This window comes from Mesorhizobium sp. Root157, assembly GCF_001427385.1.
Taxonomy (GTDB): Bacteria; Pseudomonadota; Alphaproteobacteria; order Rhizobiales; family Rhizobiaceae; genus Mesorhizobium.
Window position 1 is genome coordinate 87,087 of the sequence record NZ_LMGJ01000006.1, and the last position, 16,192, is coordinate 103,278.

Genomic DNA, 16,192 nt, shown 5'->3' on the forward strand with positions numbered 1-16,192 from the left:
GCTTTCGGATTTAGCTTGCGGCATGCAAACCGGCAATGGCCGGCGCTCTATTCGCCGGTATATTCGAGAATGGTATCCGGCGAACGGTTCTCGCCGATCGACATGGCCAATATGCGCGATATGTGCTCGCGGGGAAGCCCGGTTTCAGCCACCCATTCATTGACTTGAGCCTGGATCTTGGCCAGATCCTTCTTCGATGTCGGGCTTTCGGCAATGTCGAGCCCGGCATCGCGCAACGCCGCCGCCATGTCCTGCGAGACGATGAAGGTGTCCCACTCCAGCCAGCGCAGGAAATATTGCCCGGTATTGCCGCCAAGCCGGCTGCCGTATTTGCCGAGGTAAGTCATCAGCCCCAGTTGATCGTTGGCGGGCCATGCGCTCAGGAAATTTCCGAAGCCGCCATGTTCCCTTGAGACGCGGTCGACAAAAAAGGCATTGTCTTTCACCGCGACGATCTTCTGCGGATTGCGCACGATGCGCTTGTCGGAGGCAAGATCGTGCCAGAAATCTTCGGGCTGGAACAGGAGCCGCTTGGGCTCAAAGCCAAGGAACGCTTCTTCGAAACCCGGCCATTTCTGCTCGATGACGCGCCAGACAAAGCCGGCTGCGAAAATACGCTCGGACATGGTCGACAAAATCCGGTCGTCCGCTATCCGCGCGACTGCGCCATTGTCGGGCGCAGACCCCAACAGCGCCTCCAGCACGGCATCGCCACCCTTGCGCTTGGCTGCCCGTGCCCTGATTTTCTGGAAAGACAGCATACCGGCCCCCTCCAAATGCGTTCAATCTAGCACTTTGCGCAGGCCTTGAAAGCCCTCGTCAGAGCGTCCAGAATTTTCGCTAGATCGGCCCACCTACCAGCCGCTCGACGAGAGCGAAAGCCCAGACACTGGCGACAAGAAAGATGGTGATGAGGACTGCCAGCGAACCGCAGTCCTTGGCCAGCTGGATATCGATGTTGAATTCACGGCTGACGGCATCGCAGGTCGCCTCGATGCCGGTGTTGAGCACTTCGACAAGGATGAGGAAGAGGATGGAGGCGATGAGCAAGGCGTAGCCGCTCCACGACGAAGAGAGCAACCACCCCACAGGGACTGCAATCAGCAAGAGGATGAGTTCCTGCTGGAATGCCGCTTCACTACCGGCCAGCCGGCGAAATGCCCGCACGGAGTTGAAGAATGCATCGATCAGCCGCTTCATGGGATTGGTTTCCTTGAGAATCGCAGGAGAAGAGAGGCAGGATTGTGTCGGTTCGATGATAGGCGCGCTTATCCTCCAACTGTCATTCGTCGGCAACCTTGATCGAAGGCGATGAGCGCGCAAACTGCGGCAAGCCGTCGTCGATCCGGTAGTAGTCGCCCTTGTCGGCAACGAATATGTGGCATTCTCCTTCAAGCTCGGTCGGCATGTCGAATGATCCCGCCGTCACCGAGATCTCCTCCAATTCATTATGTTTCCAAAACAGCACCGAGCCGCATGTGCCACAGAACCCGCGCTTGGCAAAATTGGATGCCGCGTACCAAACAAGAGCTTCATCACCCTCGATCGCGATATCGGCGTCGCCGACATTGGTGGCTGCAAGGAAGTGTCCCGTCTGGCGGCGGCACTGCGAACAGTGGCAATAGGCAACGCCGCGCAAAGGGCCATGCGCGGTGAACCGCACTTTGCCGCACAGGCAAGATCCAGTGTGCCTGACTGTCATCTTCTTCTCCTTGATATTCTGGAGCTTCGTTGCCGGATTTGCCTGTATATCACCATCTACCATTTCCATTGTCGCCGACGGTCTACATCTTCAGGTAGAGCAATAACTATGCCGCGCGCCGCGAATTAAGGAAACTTTAGCCAGGCCGCATTATAGATGGGAAAGTGAAGATCGAACTTTTGGGGGCACGAATCTTCGCAACGTCCATAGAAGTTTCGGGATGCGCTCCCCGTCCGGTGATTGTGCCATCGTAGCGGCTCACCGGCTCTGAGGGAGTGGGGGTCATCATGCAGCCGGCAGCAGTCTCGCAGGACAGAAACTCCGACTTCGCCGCGAAGGTCGTGGCAACGATGCGCCAACTTGGTGTTGTCGGCATTCCGCGCAATTACGAAATCTTCTATGAAGCTCTTACAGGTTCCAATCCGGAACTCAGCCTCGCCGTCGTCGCGCTGAGCAGCCGCCCGACACAGGACGACCTCGACTGTATCGGCCGCCGGTTTTTCGCACAGAACCACGGCCAAGGCATCGTCGACCAGGCCCGCGACGTGCTGGCGAAGGAACTCGAGGACATCGCCGCCCTTTTGCGCAACGAACGTAGTCAGGTGGAAAAATACGGCCGGATCCTTCACGAGACGTCGGGCGGTTTGGCCAACCGCGCTACGGTCTCACGCGAGCTTCTGCAAAAGATCGTCAGCGCAGTTTCGGTCGCTACCGCCTCGACTATCGATCGCGGCAAGCAGGTCGCCAACACTCTGAACGACAAGACAGCGGAACTGGAAAGCGTCAAATCCAAGCTTGAGGAATACAAGCGCCTGGCGGACACCGATCAGCTGACCCAAATCTGGAACCGGCGCGCCTTCGACAAGGAAATCGCCCGGATCTACAACAGCAGCAAGGGCATCCTGTTCAACGCCCTGGTGCTTGCCGACATCGATCGCTTCAAGGACATCAACGACAAATTCGGTCATCCGGTCGGCGACAAGATCATCCGCACCATCGCCGACATCTTCCAGTCCAGCGTCCGGCGCGGCGTCTTCGTAGCCCGCACCGGCGGCGAAGAATTCGCGCTGATCGTCGAGGGAACCAGTGAAGACATCACCTTCGACATCGCCGAGCGCCTGCGCAAACTGATCGAACAGACACAGTTTTCGAGCAGCCAGACGGCAGTAAATTACGGCACAGTGACCGTTTCGATGGGGGTGTGCATGGCTTCCGAGGCCGAAGGCCCGGAGGACCTTTATGTCAAAGCCGACCAGGCGCTGTATCGCTCCAAGGTTAACGGTCGCAACCGGGTGACGCGGCACTCCTCGATGGCCGGACAGGCCAGCAAGAACTGGATGCTCTACAAGAAGGACTGAGCCTGCCGCACCAGTCAAGCGCTCATTGTAGCGCCTGCCGACTGGGCGTGGATGGTTTGGCGCGTTGCGGCACAAGCAAAAAGGCGCCCGCTTTCGCGGACGCCTCTATTTTATTGCCCAGGCAAGCGAAGCACATCAGCCGTTGACGGCCTGCTTGTGCTGGACCGGCTGGTTTTTCCTGAGCAGATCGGACACCAGGAAAGCGAGTTCAATGGCCTGGTCGGCATTGAGCCGAGGGTCGCAATGAGTGTGGTAGCGGTCCTGCAACTCGTCCGCCGTGATGGCGCGTGCGCCGCCCGTGCATTCGGTGACGTTCCTGCCAGTCATCTCGACATGGATACCACCCGGATGCGTGCCTTCGGCGTGGTGAACCTCGAAAAAGGTCTGGACCTCCTTGAGGATGCGGTCGAAGGGCCGGGTCTTGTAGCCAGCCGCCGTGATCGTGTTGCCATGCATGGGATCGCAAGACCAGACAACCGAACGGCCTTCCTTCTTCACGGCACGCACCAGCTTGGGCAGGTGGTCGCCGACCTTGTCTGCACCAAAGCGCGCGATCAAAGTAAGGCGGCCGGGTTCGTTTTCCGGGTTGAGTTGATCGATCAGCTCCAGAAGACCATCGGACGTCAGCGACGGACCGCATTTCAGGCCGAGCGGATTCTTGATGCCCCGGCAATACTCGATATGTGCATGGTCGGGCTGGCGCGTGCGGTCGCCGATCCAGATCATATGGCCAGAGGTCGCGTACCAGTCTCCAGACGTGGAGTCGACGCGCGTCAACGCTTCCTCGTAGCCGAGAAGCAGGGCCTCATGGCTGGTGTAGAAATCAGTTTCGCGCAGCGCATAGTTGGTCTCCGAGGTAATACCGACGGCCTTCATGAAGTCCATCGTCTCGGTGATGCGGTGGGCAAGCGATTCATACTTCTCACCCTGCGGGCTGTCGGACACGAAACCCAGCATCCAGCGGTGGACGTTCTCGAGGCTTGCGTAACCGCCCTGCGCGAAGGCGCGCAACAGATTGAGCGTCGCCGCCGACTGGCGATAGGCCATGACCTGACGGTGTGGATCGGGAACGCGCGCCTTGGTGTCGAACTCGATGCCGTTGATGATGTCGCCGCGATAGCTGGGCAGCGTGACATCGCCCTTGGTTTCGTTGTCGGACGAGCGCGGCTTGGCGAACTGGCCGGCAACGCGGCCGACCTTCACCACCGGCTGAGAACCTGCAAAGGTCAGAACGACCGACATCTGCAGGAAGACGCGGAAGAAGTCGCGAATGTTGTCGGCACCGTGCTCGGCGAAGCTCTCGGCGCAATCGCCGCCCTGCAGAAGAAACGCCTCGCCGGCTGCGACGGAGGCGAGTTGCTTCTTCAGCTTGCGTGCCTCCCCTGCAAAAACAAGTGGTGGAAAGCTAGCAAGCTGAGCCTCGACGGCCTTCAACTCATCCATGTCCGGATAAGCCGGAACCTGTTGAATTGGCTTTGCTCTCCAGGAATTCGGGGACCACTTCGTCATTGTCGTACCAACACTTGTTTCGGCAGGCACAATTGCCCACAGTTCTCCCAATATGGGGATAGGGGCTCAATACATGAAGCCTGTTTTCTATTCTAGCCCGGAATTGCCAAGCTTGCGACGACGTGTGGCATCCTCGCCACGCTGGGTTCGCCCGTCTTGTGCAAGGCCATTGCTTGCGAGGAACAGCACGAGGGAGTGGATCAAAAACGAAAAAAGGCCGCCTCGAAGGCGGCCTTTTTGTTAATTCAGCAATCCGATTATTCGGCGTCCTTGGCGGCTTTCTTCTTGGGCGCAGCCTTCTTCTTCGGCTCCTCGGACTCGTCAGCAGCCTTTCCAGCAGCGTCCTTCTTGGCCGAAGCCTTCTTCACGGGCTTTGCCTTGGTATCCTCGTCTTCGTCCTCGGCCATCAGTTCTTCTTTGCTCACCTTCGTGTCGGTGACGGTAATCTGGCCAAGCAGGTGGTCGACCACCTTCTCCTCGAACATCGGCGCGCGCAGCGTATTCAGCGCTTCCGGGTTGCTGCGGTAGAACTCGAAAACTTCCTGCTGCTGGTCACCGGGGAAGCGACGCACCTGCTCGAACAGCCCGCGCTGCAACTCTTCGTCCGAAACGGTGACACCAGCCTTCTCGCCGATCTCGGCGAGCACAAGACCCAGGCGCACGCGGCGCTCAGCAAGCCGGGTGTACTCGGCCCGCGCTTCCTCTTCCGTGGTCTCCTCATCGGCGAAGGTCCGGCTTGCGGCTTCGAGGTCCCGGTTGACCTGATTCCAGATATTGGTGAACTCGGCATCCACCAGCTTCGACGGTGCCTCGAACGTATAGGAAGAATCGAGTTGATCGAGCAGCTGGCGCTTGACCTTCTGGCGCGTCATGGAGCCGAACTGGCTCTCGATCTGGCCGCGAACGATGTCGCGCAGGCGCTCCAGCGATTCCAGGCCCAGAGTCTTGGCTGTCTCGTCGTTCACTTCGAGTTCGCCGGGCTTTGCCACTTCCTTGACGGTAACGTCGAAGGTTGCTTCCTTGCCGGCCAGATGAGCAGCCTGATAGTTTTCAGGGAACGTCACCACGACCTGTTTCTCGTCACCAGCCTTGGCACCGACGAGTTGATCCTCGAAACCGGGGATGAATTCCTTGGAACCCAGCACCAGCGGCTGGTCGTTGCCGGCGCCGCCAGCGAAAGCCTCACCGTCGATCTTGCCGACATAGTCGATGGAGACGCGATCGCCCTCGTCCGCCTTGCCGGTCTTAGGCTCATAAGTCCTGGCGGATTCGGCAACACGCTGGACCTGCTCATCGATCTCGGATTCCGGCACGTCATAAATAGGGCGCGTGACCTTGATGTCGGTGAAGTCCTTGATATCGATCGCGGGAATGACTTCGTAGTTGAGGTGGAATTCGAAGTCCGCGCCGCCAGCGAGGATCTTCTCGGCTTCCTTCTCGTCTTCAGTCATGATCACTTCTGGCTGCATCGCGGCTTTTTCGCCACGGCCGGTAATGATGGTGCGCGACTCGTTCAGGATCTCGTTGACGACTTCGGCCATGAAGGACTTGCCGTAAACCTTGCGCAGGTGCTGGACCGGCACCTTGCCGGGGCGAAACCCATTGATGCGGACCTTGCCCCTAGCGTCGGACAAGCGAGCCAGCAACTTGGCTTCCATGTCGGTTGCCGGCACGACGACCTTGATCTCGCGCTTGAGGCCGGAGTTGAGCGTTTCGGTGACCTGCATCATAAAACCTTTGTTTTCACCAATAAGGCTGCCAACGGGCTTCTGCCGTTTACAGCCTGCCGGTATCGTTCTGCCGGGGATGGCTTTCGGTGCACGACCTGACTGAATTGGCCGCTCCGCAGCTCAAATCAGCCAAATGCACATCCGAAATGTGAATAAGTCTTTGTTTTTCCTACTTCTATTCACATTCTACAGAAGTGGATCGTCGCGTCCCGTCACATTTGACACGCCTTTTGTCACAGGCGGGGCCTATTTTCAACCATCTTCACGCTGTAGCGGCAGTGCATTGGGCCTCGACATTGACAGAATGATGACGACATGGGATTTGCGCTTCAGCGTGCGGATGTGGCGGAATTGGTAGACGCCCTGGATTTAGGTTCCAGTGCCGAAAGGCGTGGGGGTTCGAGTCCCTTCATCCGCACCAACTTTATGTCTCACGGCAGTTCGCTTCGCTCACGCCTCCGACGGGGCGGCCTGACGGCCGACGGGCGGTCGCCCTTGCGAACCCTGCGGGTTCGTGGATGCTTCTCTGATGTCGTGATCCGGCGGTAATACGCCTAATATAACGGCTCTTCGAAAAGCATCGTATCGCCATCCATCAATGCCTTGACCTGCGCAACGCCATCTATCGAGACTGCGGCGCGGATGCTGAATGGCCGAACCCGCATATCGCGCTCGATGGCCAGCCCCTCTCCTTCGGGCAGATAGAAGCGCTCAATTCCATAGTCGGGCGCGAGCGTCGTATCGCCGCTCAATGTCCAGCCGGCAGCAATGTGGCCGACAACGTCGACGTCGTCAGCGCTCGTGGAAGGCGGTGGTTGAGCCAGCCAAGCCGAGACCGCTCGCCAATAGCCATCGGCGCCCTTCTGGAGCCTGACCGTGATCTGGCCCTCATCGTTCGTCTGCTTGCCGGCCGGAATGTCGCCGATAAGCTTCACCGGAATGCGCGAAATCTCGTAGCTGAGGAAGACATAGTCGCCGCGCAGCAGGTCGCGCGGATCGACCGGCTCGACCTTGAGCAGAATTTCCTTGCCGTCACGCAGGATTGCGGCTCGCCCCGCTATCATCCAACCCAGGAAACCGACCTGCACGAGCGCCAGCGCCAGCGCGGCAAGGATCAGGTTCATACCGTTCCTCACGACACGGTCTCCCTGGCAACGGGATGGTTCATCCGTCGTTCGATACGGATAATGGCAAATGCCAAGGCACCAAGAACAACCGCCGCCAGAAGGAAGAATCCGGCGGTTCCCAGCATCGTTTCCATCGTCACGGCATAGATGAGGCAAAGTTCAAAGGCGAAGCCGAGATAGGCGACCCACCTCAATCCCCTGCTCTGCCTGCCAGCCAATATGATCGCCCCCGTTATTCCGGCCAACGCAGCCACGGCGGCAGGAGCGAAGCCGTTCGAATCCGCGAGTTCGAACTGGACTAGCGCCGTGCCGGTGAGGAAACCGATCAGGCCGTGCAAGGGAAGCTGTCCGCCCAGCTTGATGATATTATCGGCTGCAACCGGCACAAAAACCCCAACGGCGAACACCGCCGCAGACACCAGCGCAAGCAATATGGCCATTCCAAGCAGATTGTGGTCGAGGGCCAGCGTGACGACATAGAAAATGACCGACTGCACGATCACGTGGCGCGCCGCCTGGCTACGCGTCCAATAGGAAACAGCAAACAGGGCTGCCGCCAGGACAAGAAAGAGGTGCGGAAAATCCATACTGCGGAACAGGCCGAAGCCGAGCAGCTTGGTCATCAACCAAGCATCGGCTATGCCGACAGCCACCACGGTCAGCGGACCCGAGCGCAGGACAAGAGCCGCAAGCGCTGTACCTGTACACCAGGTCAGCATCGCCACGGATTCGTCGCCCGAGAAGTGGTACATCTGCCCGATCAGCGCAATCGAGCCGCCAAAAGCAGCAGCTGCAACGATCCACAGTGCCTCGCCGACGGCGGGGTGCCCGCGCATCTTGGCGAATGCACCGCCGACATAGCCGCCTATGATGACGGCAAACAGGGCCGCTACCCTGACCAGCCGAGGTATCGCTTCCCAGTTGGCAGCAACGAAGATCAGGATGGCTGCCCCAAGAAGCAGTGCAGCCATCATCGCCAGGATAGAGCCAAAGCTCAGCGACCGGCGCTCATTGGCCTCGATGTCCCGGGCCAGCGCATCGGCGGTACGCGGCTCGATTAGACCGCTCTCGACCCAGCGGGCAATGTCGCGTTTCACCTTGGACGAATAGCTCGCCATCTACCTTTTTCCACAAAATCAGCCGTATTACCAAACCACTATTTCAAACCATTGAGAGGATGAACTTTTTCGATTTGGGCGGATTTGTGTCCATGGCGTAAATGAGGCTAAATATTGCAATGCACAAATTGCATTGCTGCCATGCACCATCGACTCTTTCAAATCGATATGGCTCAACCTATCTATGCTTCGTACGAACGACGGAATGATCCGAAGAAAGACGAAACGAGCAATACCATGAACCTGATCCGCAACTACCGCAATTGGCGCCGCTATCGGGAAACCGTGTCCGAGCTGAGCCGCCTGACCAACCGCGAACTGACCGATCTCGGCATCAGCCGCAGCGACATTCACTTCGTCGCTCGCAAGTCGGTTTAACTCTTCGGGCTGCCGTGCGGCCCGAGCAAGTTTACTGGAAGCAAGACAATGAGCCTGATCCGCAGCTACCGTAATTGGCGCGCTTACCGCGACACGGTCAACCAACTGGGTCGCCTGTCGAACCGCCAGCTCGAAGACCTCGGCATTGCTCGAGGTGAAATCGAGAGGATCGCCCGCAAGGCGGTCTAAGAAGGAATTTCGCCGGGATCGACCTCCTCCCCGACCCGGCGAATACGGTCAGCCTCTCCTCCTCCCAATGGCTGACCACCAAAACGACGCCCGCCGAACCTCCTCCCTCGGCGGGCGTTGTTAACAACAAGAGCTTCGTCCTCTTTGATTGGCGAAACGGTTTCGTCGGTGCCGTCCTCCCCGGCAATGACGATATGGTCGATCCTCTCCTCCCTGGATCGGCCAACAACACGACACCCGCCGGATCCTCCCCCGGCGGGTGTTGTCGTTTGTGGGCGGCATTTGTCGGGCACCGGCCGGATTAACTGCCTCGATTGCATTCAGGCGGCCAAAGGACTAATTCGACACATATGAGCATGAAGCCCATTCACATCATCGGCGGCGGCCTCGCCGGATCGGAGGCAGCGTGGCAAGCGGCAGAAGTCGGCGTTCCCGTCGTGCTGCACGAAATGCGGCCGGTCCGCGGCACGGACGCACACAAGACCGAAGGGCTGGCTGAACTCGTCTGCTCAAACTCCTTCCGCTCCGACGATGCCGAAACCAACGCTGTCGGTCTTCTCCATGCCGAAATGCGGCTCGCCGGCTCGCTCATCATAGCATCAGGCGATGCACATCAGGTGCCGGCCGGCGGCGCGCTCGCGGTAGATCGCGACGGTTTCTCGCAAGCGGTGACGGCGCGGCTGGAAGCCCACCCTCTGGTCACCATCGTACGCGAGGAAATTTCGGGGCTGCCGCCGGTGGAATGGGACCAGACCATCATCGCCACCGGCCCGCTGACCGCGCCAACATTGGCCAAGTCAATCGCCGAGGCTACCGGCGCAGATGCACTTGCTTTCTTCGACGCAATCGCTCCCATCGTCCATTTCGATACGATCGACATGGACGTCGCCTGGTTCCAGTCGCGCTACGACAAGGTCGGGCCAGGCGGCACGGGCAAGGACTACATCAACTGCCCGATGGACAAGGCCCAATACGATGCCTTCGTCCAGGCGCTGATTGACGGCGGCAAGACCGAATTCAAACAATGGGAAGGCACGCCCTATTTCGATGGCTGCCTGCCGATCGAAGTGATGTCCGAACGCGGCCCGGAGACGCTGCGTCACGGCCCGATGAAACCGATGGGGCTCACCAACGCGCACAATCCGGCGGTCAAGGCCTACGCTGTGGTGCAATTGCGCCAGGACAACGCGCTGGGCACACTCTACAATATGGTCGGTTTCCAGACCAAGCTGAAGCACGCCGAACAGGTTCGCATATTCCGCACCATTCCAGGGCTCGAAAATGCGGAGTTTGCGCGGCTCGGAGGCCTGCACCGCAACACTTATATCAGCTCTCCGGAGTTGCTCGATGGCTCACTGCAACTGAAAATCCGCCCTGGCCTGCGCTTTGCCGGACAGATCACAGGTTGCGAAGGCTACGTCGAGAGTGCTGCCATCGGCCTCCTGGCAGGCCGCTTCGCCGCAGCCGAACGGTTGGGGCAGCCTTTCTCCGTGCCGCCCGTGACCACCGCATTCGGCGCACTGCTTAATCACATCACTGGCGGCCACATCGTTTCCGACGATGAGCCGGGCAAGCGCTCTTTCCAGCCGATGAATGTGAATTTCGGCCTGTTTCCGCCCATGGAAGCGCCCAAGGTCGACGGCAAGCGACTGCGTGGCAAGGAAAAGACCGTCGCCAAGAAGCGCGCAATGACCGCGCAAGCACTGGCCGACTGCCGCAAATGGCTTGGCCTCGCCACTACCGCCGAAGCAGCGGAATAGGCACAAAAGAGCCGTCGGGCTACCAGCCGTATATGGCGCGGCGCCAAAGCAGCCAATGGCGGCGGGCAAGCGAAAGCCTGATGCCGCCTTTCATCAAGGCGCGCTCGTTCCCTGACATCTTTTCAAGAAAAGCCGCTGAAACGGCGACGGGTAGAAAAGCAGGGCGCAATGTAACGGGCAACGCCGCAGCGCCCTTTTCGAATGCCGCCAAATGTTCTCGCGCCAGCGCAATCATCGCATCCATGGCGTGAGACGCACCTTGCCCGCCGTCTCCGCCAAGGAATTCCTGCGTCGACGATCCAACCGCTGCAAGGATGTCAGCAGGGATGTAGCATTGACCCCGCGCCCGGTGAAGCGGCAGCAGGAGCACAAGCCCAATGATCGCCTGCGCACACCCTGCCCTGCCGGCCAGTTCAGCGAAACGCGGCGCCTCGGCAGGATCGAGAATCATGGCGGCAAGCTGGATCAGCGCCGAGGCCGTCTCGCCGCAATAGCCTTCAAGATCCGTGCGCGACGGCATCGGATCGTTGTAAAGATCGAAGATGCGCGCTTCCAAATAGTTTTCAAAAGCCGACAATGGCAACCCATATTGAGCAATCACCGTCTTCAGCGCATCCGCTATCGGCTGGCCTGTTTCATCCCGGTTCGCCGGCACGGCAAGCGTATCGCGCCACCATTGCAACCGCACCTCACCAGGCAGCGCTTCGCGTATCCTGTCGCGCACCGAGGCGATTTCAGCGTTGAAGGCATAGAGCGCGAACAAGGCATTTCGCTTGTCGTGCGGTGCATAGAGGGCGGAAAGATAACGGTCGTGGTCGGCGCGCCGCACCGTATCCATGACGAACTGTGCGTTTTCCCCCATGTCCGTCAGTCGACTGCAATGAGTGCAGCGGCCACCGCGCGATCCTCGGCAAGGAGAACATTGTAAGTTCGCACGGCAGCCCCCGTGGACATCGGATCTGAGGAAATGCCAGCCGCCTTGAACGCACTGCGGAGCGCGGCGGGCAAGGGTCGCAGATCGGCTCCCATGCCAAACAGCAATATCTCGATCCCGCTCGCTTCGGCGAAAAGCTTGCCGAAGTCTTCGACCGTCAATGCCAGTTTGTCGGCAGGTTCCCAACCATGGATACCCGAAGGCAGGCACAGGATCGAGCCTCGGTGCGACATCTCTGCGAAGCGAAAGCCGCCATTGCCGTACGCCTCGATCGGCGCACGGCCTGGGAAATGTGCCTCGCGGATAATGATGCCCCGTGCCATTTCTATCGCCGGTCAGCCCTACCTGTACGACACGGTCGTCAGGCCTTGGTCGCAGGTGTCGCCGCTGGCAACGTGGCCTTCTTCGCCCCGGCGTCCTCGCCAAACACCTCAGGCCTCAGCTTGAACAGGATCAGCATTGGGCCTGCGATAAACACGGACGAGTAGGTGCCGACAAACACACCGATGATGATGGCGAACACGAAGGACGAGATCACCTCGCCGCCGTAGATGTAGAGCGCAAACAATGCCAGCAGCACTGTCAAACCGGTCAAGATGGTGCGCGACATCGTATGGTTCAACGCGATATTGATAACGTCTTCGATCGGCATTCTCTTGTACTTGCGCAGCATCTCACGAATGCGGTCATAAATGACGACAGTGTCGTTGATCGAATAACCGATAACGGTGAGAATCGCGGCAAGGCTGGACAGATTGAATTCAAGGCCCAAGGCCACATAGAGTCCGACGATCATGATGACGTCATGGGCGGTCGAAACAATTGCGCCGACGCCGAACTGCCACTCGAACCGGAACCAGATGTAGACCAGCAGTGCAAACATGGACAACACGACACCAATCACGCCGGTGGTCGCCAATTCGCTGGACACGGTCGGCCCAACGATCTCGACACGCCTGAAATCGTAATCGTTTTCAAACTCCGATTTGACCTTGTCGACAGTGGATTGCTCGGCATTGTCCCCGGCTTCCTGCGCGCCGACCCGAACCATGAGGTCGCCCTCATTCCCGAATTCCTGCACTTGAACGTCGCCGACATTGAGTTGTTCCAGCCGCGAGCGAACATCGGCGGCATCGGCGACGCGGGTCTTGGCCTGCATCTCGATCATCGAGCCGCCACGGAAATCGACGCCGTAGTTGAAATCCGTCACGAACATCATGGCGATGACCGCGACCGATAGAAACCCGGACACGGCAAAACCGACGTTGCGGTAGCGCATGAACGGGAACGATGGCTCAAGCGGTAAATAGTGAACGAGCCCCTTGGGAAACTCCGTGGGCTTGCTCCGTCTCACCCATACGGCAACCAGCCAACGCGTCATCGTAAAGGCGGTGAAGACGGTGGTGATGATGCCTATACCCAGAGTAACGGCGAACCCTTTGACCGGGCCAGTGCCCATATAGAACAGGATGACCGCAACGATGAACGTCGTCATATTGGCGTCGACGACCGTGGCGAGTGCCTGCTTGAAGCCCTGGTCGAACGATTGAACGATCGATCGGCCTTGCGCCCGCTCCTCGCGGACGCGCTCGAAGATGATGACGTTCGAATCGACCGCCATACCCATAGTCAGCACGATACCGGCAATGCCCGGCAGGGTGAGCGTCGCTCCAAGCATGGTCAGAATGGCCACGATCAGCGCCACGTTGGCGGCAAGGGCAATGTTGGCGATAAGGCCGAGCTTGCCGTACACCAGAAGCATGCACACGATCACGAGGACGGCGCCAATGCTGGAAGCGAGCTTGCCGGCGCTGATGGAGTCGGCGCCAAGGCTCGGGCCGACCGTGCGCTCTTCCACGATGGTAAGGTTCGCGGGCAGCGCGCCCGCACGCAGCAGAACGGCCAGATCGTTGGCGCTTTGAGGCGTGAAGGAGCCTGAAATCTGCCCCGAGCCGCCAAGAATCGGCTCATTGATGCGCGGTGCTGAAATAACGTGGTTGTCGAGGATGATGGCAAACAGCTTGCCGGTATTCTGCTGGGTTGCCTGGCCGAAGCGCGAGGCCCCCTTGGAATCGAAGCGGAACGAAACCACCGGCTCGTTGGTGCGCTGGTCGAAGGTCGCCTGCGAATCGACCAGGTTTTCGCCCGAGACGATGACCCTGTTCTCGATGAGATAAGGAATTGGCGGATCGTCCTTGGAGTACATCACCGTCGAACCCGCCGGGGGGCGCCCTTCGATGGCTTCCTGCACCGGCACCGACTGGTCGACCATCTGGAATGTCAGCTTGGCGGTCTGGCCGAGAATATCCTTGAGGCGCTGCGGGTCTTGCAAACCCGGCACCTGAACCAGGATACGGTCGTTGCCCTGTCGCTGAACGACCGGTTCCGTCGTGCCGAGCTCGTTAACGCGGCGCCCGACCACTTCAATCGACTGATTGAGGGCTGTTGCCGTGCGATAAGTGACCCCCGCATCGGTAATGGTGAAGCGCAGCAAGCCGGGTTCCGGCTCGTCCATCTCCATTTCGGTCACGCTGCCGCTGCCGAACATGCCTGACGACACGGGCTGCGTCAGCGATTTTAGCGCTTCCTTGGCGGCATCGATCTGGTTTGCGTCGCGGATGCGGACCTGCACCACCTTGCCGGTGCCGGTAAGGCCGGTGTAGCCGACCTTGGCATCACGCAGTTGCGTGCGGATTTCGTCGCGCGCGCTTTCCAACTGCGCCTTGATCAGATCGTTGGTATCGATCTTGAGCAGAATGTGCGAGCCGCCCTGGAGGTCCAGGCCGAGCGTCATCTGCCTCTTCGGCAACCAGTCGGGCATTACCGACAACAGGCTCTGTGGATAGGTGTTGGGCAAGGCGAATAAAACGCCCAGCAGGACGACGGCCCAGATCGAAATCGTCTTCCAGCGCGAGAAATAGAGCATGTATCGAGAACCTGTTGGCGAGCAGGCGGCATTCCGCCTGCAATGCGGTTATTTCTTGGCGTTCTGGTTCGCCACCGGCTCGCCCTTGACGCGCACATCAGCAATGGTGGAGCGCAGCGCCGTAACCTTCGCACCGCCGAGATCGACCTCAAGCTCGTTGTCGTCGATCACCTTGGTGACCTTACCGATGAAGCCGCCGCCGGTAACCACGGTGTCGCCGCGACGAATCGCGGCCAGCATCTCGCCGCGCTTCTTCATCTGCGTACGCTGCGGCCGGATGATCAGGAAGTACATTACCACAAAGATCAGGACGAACGGCAGTATGCTGATAAACATATCGGGAGAGGCGCCGATGCCTTGTGCGTATGCCGGTGTAACGAACATCAAAGTCTCCTGAACCGAGAGGAAAGCCGCTAGCCGGCCCGAAATTTGGCCGGAATATAGTCGGTCAAGCGGCCATTGCAACCGCATCCACTCTCGAATCCGGCGCTTTTCCAGTCCGTTGACGCATGTTAGACGCTCATGCGCCAGCAAAGCGAAAGATCGAAGATCGAAATGACCGACAGCAGCCTAGATTCCTTGAACGCAAAACTCGATCGCCTGATTGAAGCGGTGAGCCGCCTGGCGCCGCCGCAACCTCCAAAAACGGACCTTTCGGCTGCAGATTGTTTTGTCTGGCAGGCAGATCCAGGTTTCCTCGAACCGGTGCACAGCGTCAATCGCGTCGAAATCGGCCTGATCCGCGGCGTCGACCGGGTGCGCGATATATTGATGGAAAACACCGAACGCTTCACCTCCGGCTTTCCGGCCAACAACGTGCTTTTGTGGGGTGCCCGCGGCATGGGAAAGTCTTCGCTGGTCAAGGCCGCGCACGCCGCCATCAACACCTCCGGTAAATTTGAGGGGCCGTTGAAGTTGATCGAAATCCACCGCGAGGACATAGACACGCTGCCCATGCTTCTGTCGATCCTCAAGGCGTCGTCCTATCGCTTCATATTGTTTTGCGACGACCTGTCGTTCGACCACGACGATACCTCCTACAAATCCCTGAAGGCAGCACTTGAAGGCGGCGTGGAAGGCCGTCCTGACAATGTCATCTTTTATGCGACGTCGAACCGCCGACATCTTCTGCCACGCGAGATGATCGACAATGAACGCTCCACCGCCATCAACCCGTCCGAAGCTATCGAGGAAAAGGTTTCCTTGTCGGACCGGTTTGGGCTGTGGCTCGGCTTCCACAAATGCTCGCAAGACGACTATCTCGATATGGTCGAAGGCTATGCCCGCCATCACAAGCTGGATGTGACGCCCGAAACCCTGCGTGCCGAGGCGCTGGAATGGGCGACCACCCGCGGCAGCCGCTCAGGCCGCGTGGCCTGGCAGTTCACACAGGATCTTGCAGGAAAGCTGGGTCGGTCGCTCGACGGCTGAAACTGAAAGGCCCGCCCCTGACGGAGCGGG

The 16,192-nt window shown here is 59.2% G+C and carries 16 protein-coding genes and 1 tRNA gene; 6 read left to right on the plus strand and 11 right to left on the minus strand.

What is annotated here, in order from left to right; all coding sequences use genetic code 11:
• Nucleotides 1-47: 47 nt before the first annotated feature.
• The 3 genes from ASD64_RS06355 to ASD64_RS06365 all read right to left on the minus strand — a co-directional run bounded on the left by ASD64_RS06355 (nucleotide 48) and on the right by ASD64_RS06365 (nucleotide 1,702).
• Nucleotides 48-761, minus strand: coding sequence for a DNA-3-methyladenine glycosylase I (locus ASD64_RS06355; protein WP_056102443.1), 714 nt, complete (start codon nucleotides 759-761; stop codon nucleotides 48-50).
• Nucleotides 762-840: 79 nt separating this feature from the next.
• Nucleotides 841-1,200 carry a diacylglycerol kinase gene (locus ASD64_RS06360; RefSeq protein ID WP_056102446.1) on the minus strand — a complete coding sequence of 120 codons (360 nt, stop codon included), beginning with the start codon at nucleotides 1,198-1,200 and terminating at the stop codon, nucleotides 841-843.
• A gap of 82 nt (nucleotides 1,201-1,282) precedes the next feature.
• A complete protein-coding gene (locus tag ASD64_RS06365; RefSeq protein ID WP_056102612.1) occupies nucleotides 1,283-1,702 on the minus strand; it encodes a GFA family protein in 420 nt (139 codons plus the stop codon).
• Nucleotides 1,703-1,989: 287 nt separating this feature from the next.
• On the opposite strand from ASD64_RS06365, the gene ASD64_RS06370 reads away from it, so the two are divergent.
• Entirely contained in the window at nucleotides 1,990-3,060 is a 1,071-nt protein-coding gene (locus tag ASD64_RS06370; RefSeq protein ID WP_056102615.1) for a GGDEF domain-containing protein, read from the plus strand.
• A gap of 135 nt (nucleotides 3,061-3,195) precedes the next feature.
• Here ASD64_RS06370 and ASD64_RS06375 read toward each other — a convergent pair whose 3' ends face one another.
• Together ASD64_RS06375 and tig are read right to left on the minus strand one after the other, a co-directional pair.
• Nucleotides 3,196-4,569 carry a class II 3-deoxy-7-phosphoheptulonate synthase gene (locus ASD64_RS06375; RefSeq protein WP_056102449.1) on the minus strand — a complete coding sequence of 458 codons (1,374 nt, stop codon included), beginning with the start codon at nucleotides 4,567-4,569 and terminating at the stop codon, nucleotides 3,196-3,198.
• A gap of 257 nt (nucleotides 4,570-4,826) precedes the next feature.
• Nucleotides 4,827-6,296 carry a trigger factor gene (tig, locus tag ASD64_RS06380; protein ID WP_056102619.1) on the minus strand — a complete coding sequence of 490 codons (1,470 nt, stop codon included), beginning with the start codon at nucleotides 6,294-6,296 and terminating at the stop codon, nucleotides 4,827-4,829.
• Between the two features lie 339 nt (nucleotides 6,297-6,635).
• On the opposite strand from tig, the gene ASD64_RS06385 reads away from it, so the two are divergent.
• A tRNA-Leu gene (locus ASD64_RS06385) sits at nucleotides 6,636-6,720 on the plus strand.
• A 133-nt stretch (nucleotides 6,721-6,853) separates the two neighbouring features.
• Here the strand turns inward: ASD64_RS06385 and ASD64_RS06390 are convergent.
• Nucleotides 6,854-7,435 carry a GDYXXLXY domain-containing protein gene (locus ASD64_RS06390; protein WP_413813585.1) on the minus strand — a complete coding sequence of 194 codons (582 nt, stop codon included), beginning with the start codon at nucleotides 7,433-7,435 and terminating at the stop codon, nucleotides 6,854-6,856.
• Nucleotides 7,432-8,544, minus strand: coding sequence for a DUF2157 domain-containing protein (locus tag ASD64_RS06395; RefSeq protein ID WP_056102454.1), 1,113 nt, complete (start codon nucleotides 8,542-8,544; stop codon nucleotides 7,432-7,434). Before ASD64_RS06395 ends, ASD64_RS06390 begins: the two co-directional genes overlap by 4 nt.
• Before the next feature lie 237 nt (nucleotides 8,545-8,781).
• Between ASD64_RS06395 and ASD64_RS06400 the strand changes: the two genes are divergently transcribed.
• The 3 genes from ASD64_RS06400 (at nucleotide 8,782) to trmFO (ending at nucleotide 10,871) form a co-directional block, all read left to right on the plus strand.
• Nucleotides 8,782-8,922, plus strand: a complete 141-nt coding sequence (locus ASD64_RS06400; protein WP_082549879.1) for a DUF1127 domain-containing protein — start codon at nucleotides 8,782-8,784, stop codon at nucleotides 8,920-8,922.
• A 48-nt stretch (nucleotides 8,923-8,970) separates the two neighbouring features.
• A complete protein-coding gene (locus ASD64_RS20475) occupies nucleotides 8,971-9,111 on the plus strand; it encodes a DUF1127 domain-containing protein (protein ID WP_082549876.1) in 141 nt (46 codons plus the stop codon).
• Between the two features lie 350 nt (nucleotides 9,112-9,461).
• On the plus strand, nucleotides 9,462-10,871 hold the full coding sequence (gene trmFO, locus ASD64_RS06405; protein WP_056102460.1) for a methylenetetrahydrofolate--tRNA-(uracil(54)-C(5))-methyltransferase (FADH(2)-oxidizing) TrmFO: 1,410 nt from the start codon (nucleotides 9,462-9,464) through the stop codon (nucleotides 10,869-10,871).
• A 19-nt stretch (nucleotides 10,872-10,890) separates the two neighbouring features.
• Here trmFO and ASD64_RS06410 read toward each other — a convergent pair whose 3' ends face one another.
• From ASD64_RS06410 to yajC, 4 genes are read right to left on the minus strand one after another with little or no spacing between them, the layout of a single operon-like run.
• A complete protein-coding gene (locus ASD64_RS06410) occupies nucleotides 10,891-11,733 on the minus strand; it encodes a phytoene/squalene synthase family protein (protein WP_056102464.1) in 843 nt (280 codons plus the stop codon).
• Nucleotides 11,734-11,738: 5 nt separating this feature from the next.
• Nucleotides 11,739-12,128 (minus strand): Mth938-like domain-containing protein, encoded by a 390-nt coding sequence (locus ASD64_RS06415; RefSeq protein WP_056102466.1) that lies wholly within the window; start codon nucleotides 12,126-12,128, stop codon nucleotides 11,739-11,741.
• Between the two features lie 38 nt (nucleotides 12,129-12,166).
• Nucleotides 12,167-14,731 (minus strand): protein translocase subunit SecDF, encoded by a 2,565-nt coding sequence (gene secDF / locus ASD64_RS06420; protein WP_056102470.1) that lies wholly within the window; start codon nucleotides 14,729-14,731, stop codon nucleotides 12,167-12,169.
• Nucleotides 14,732-14,779: 48 nt separating this feature from the next.
• Nucleotides 14,780-15,115, minus strand: a complete 336-nt coding sequence (gene yajC / locus ASD64_RS06425) for a preprotein translocase subunit YajC (protein ID WP_056102474.1) — start codon at nucleotides 15,113-15,115, stop codon at nucleotides 14,780-14,782.
• A 171-nt stretch (nucleotides 15,116-15,286) separates the two neighbouring features.
• On the opposite strand from yajC, the gene ASD64_RS06430 reads away from it, so the two are divergent.
• The gene (locus ASD64_RS06430) at nucleotides 15,287-16,162 is read left to right on the plus strand and encodes an ATP-binding protein (protein WP_056102622.1); all 876 of its coding nucleotides are present in this window, start codon (nucleotides 15,287-15,289) and stop codon (nucleotides 16,160-16,162) included.
• Nucleotides 16,163-16,192 lie beyond the last annotated feature (30 nt).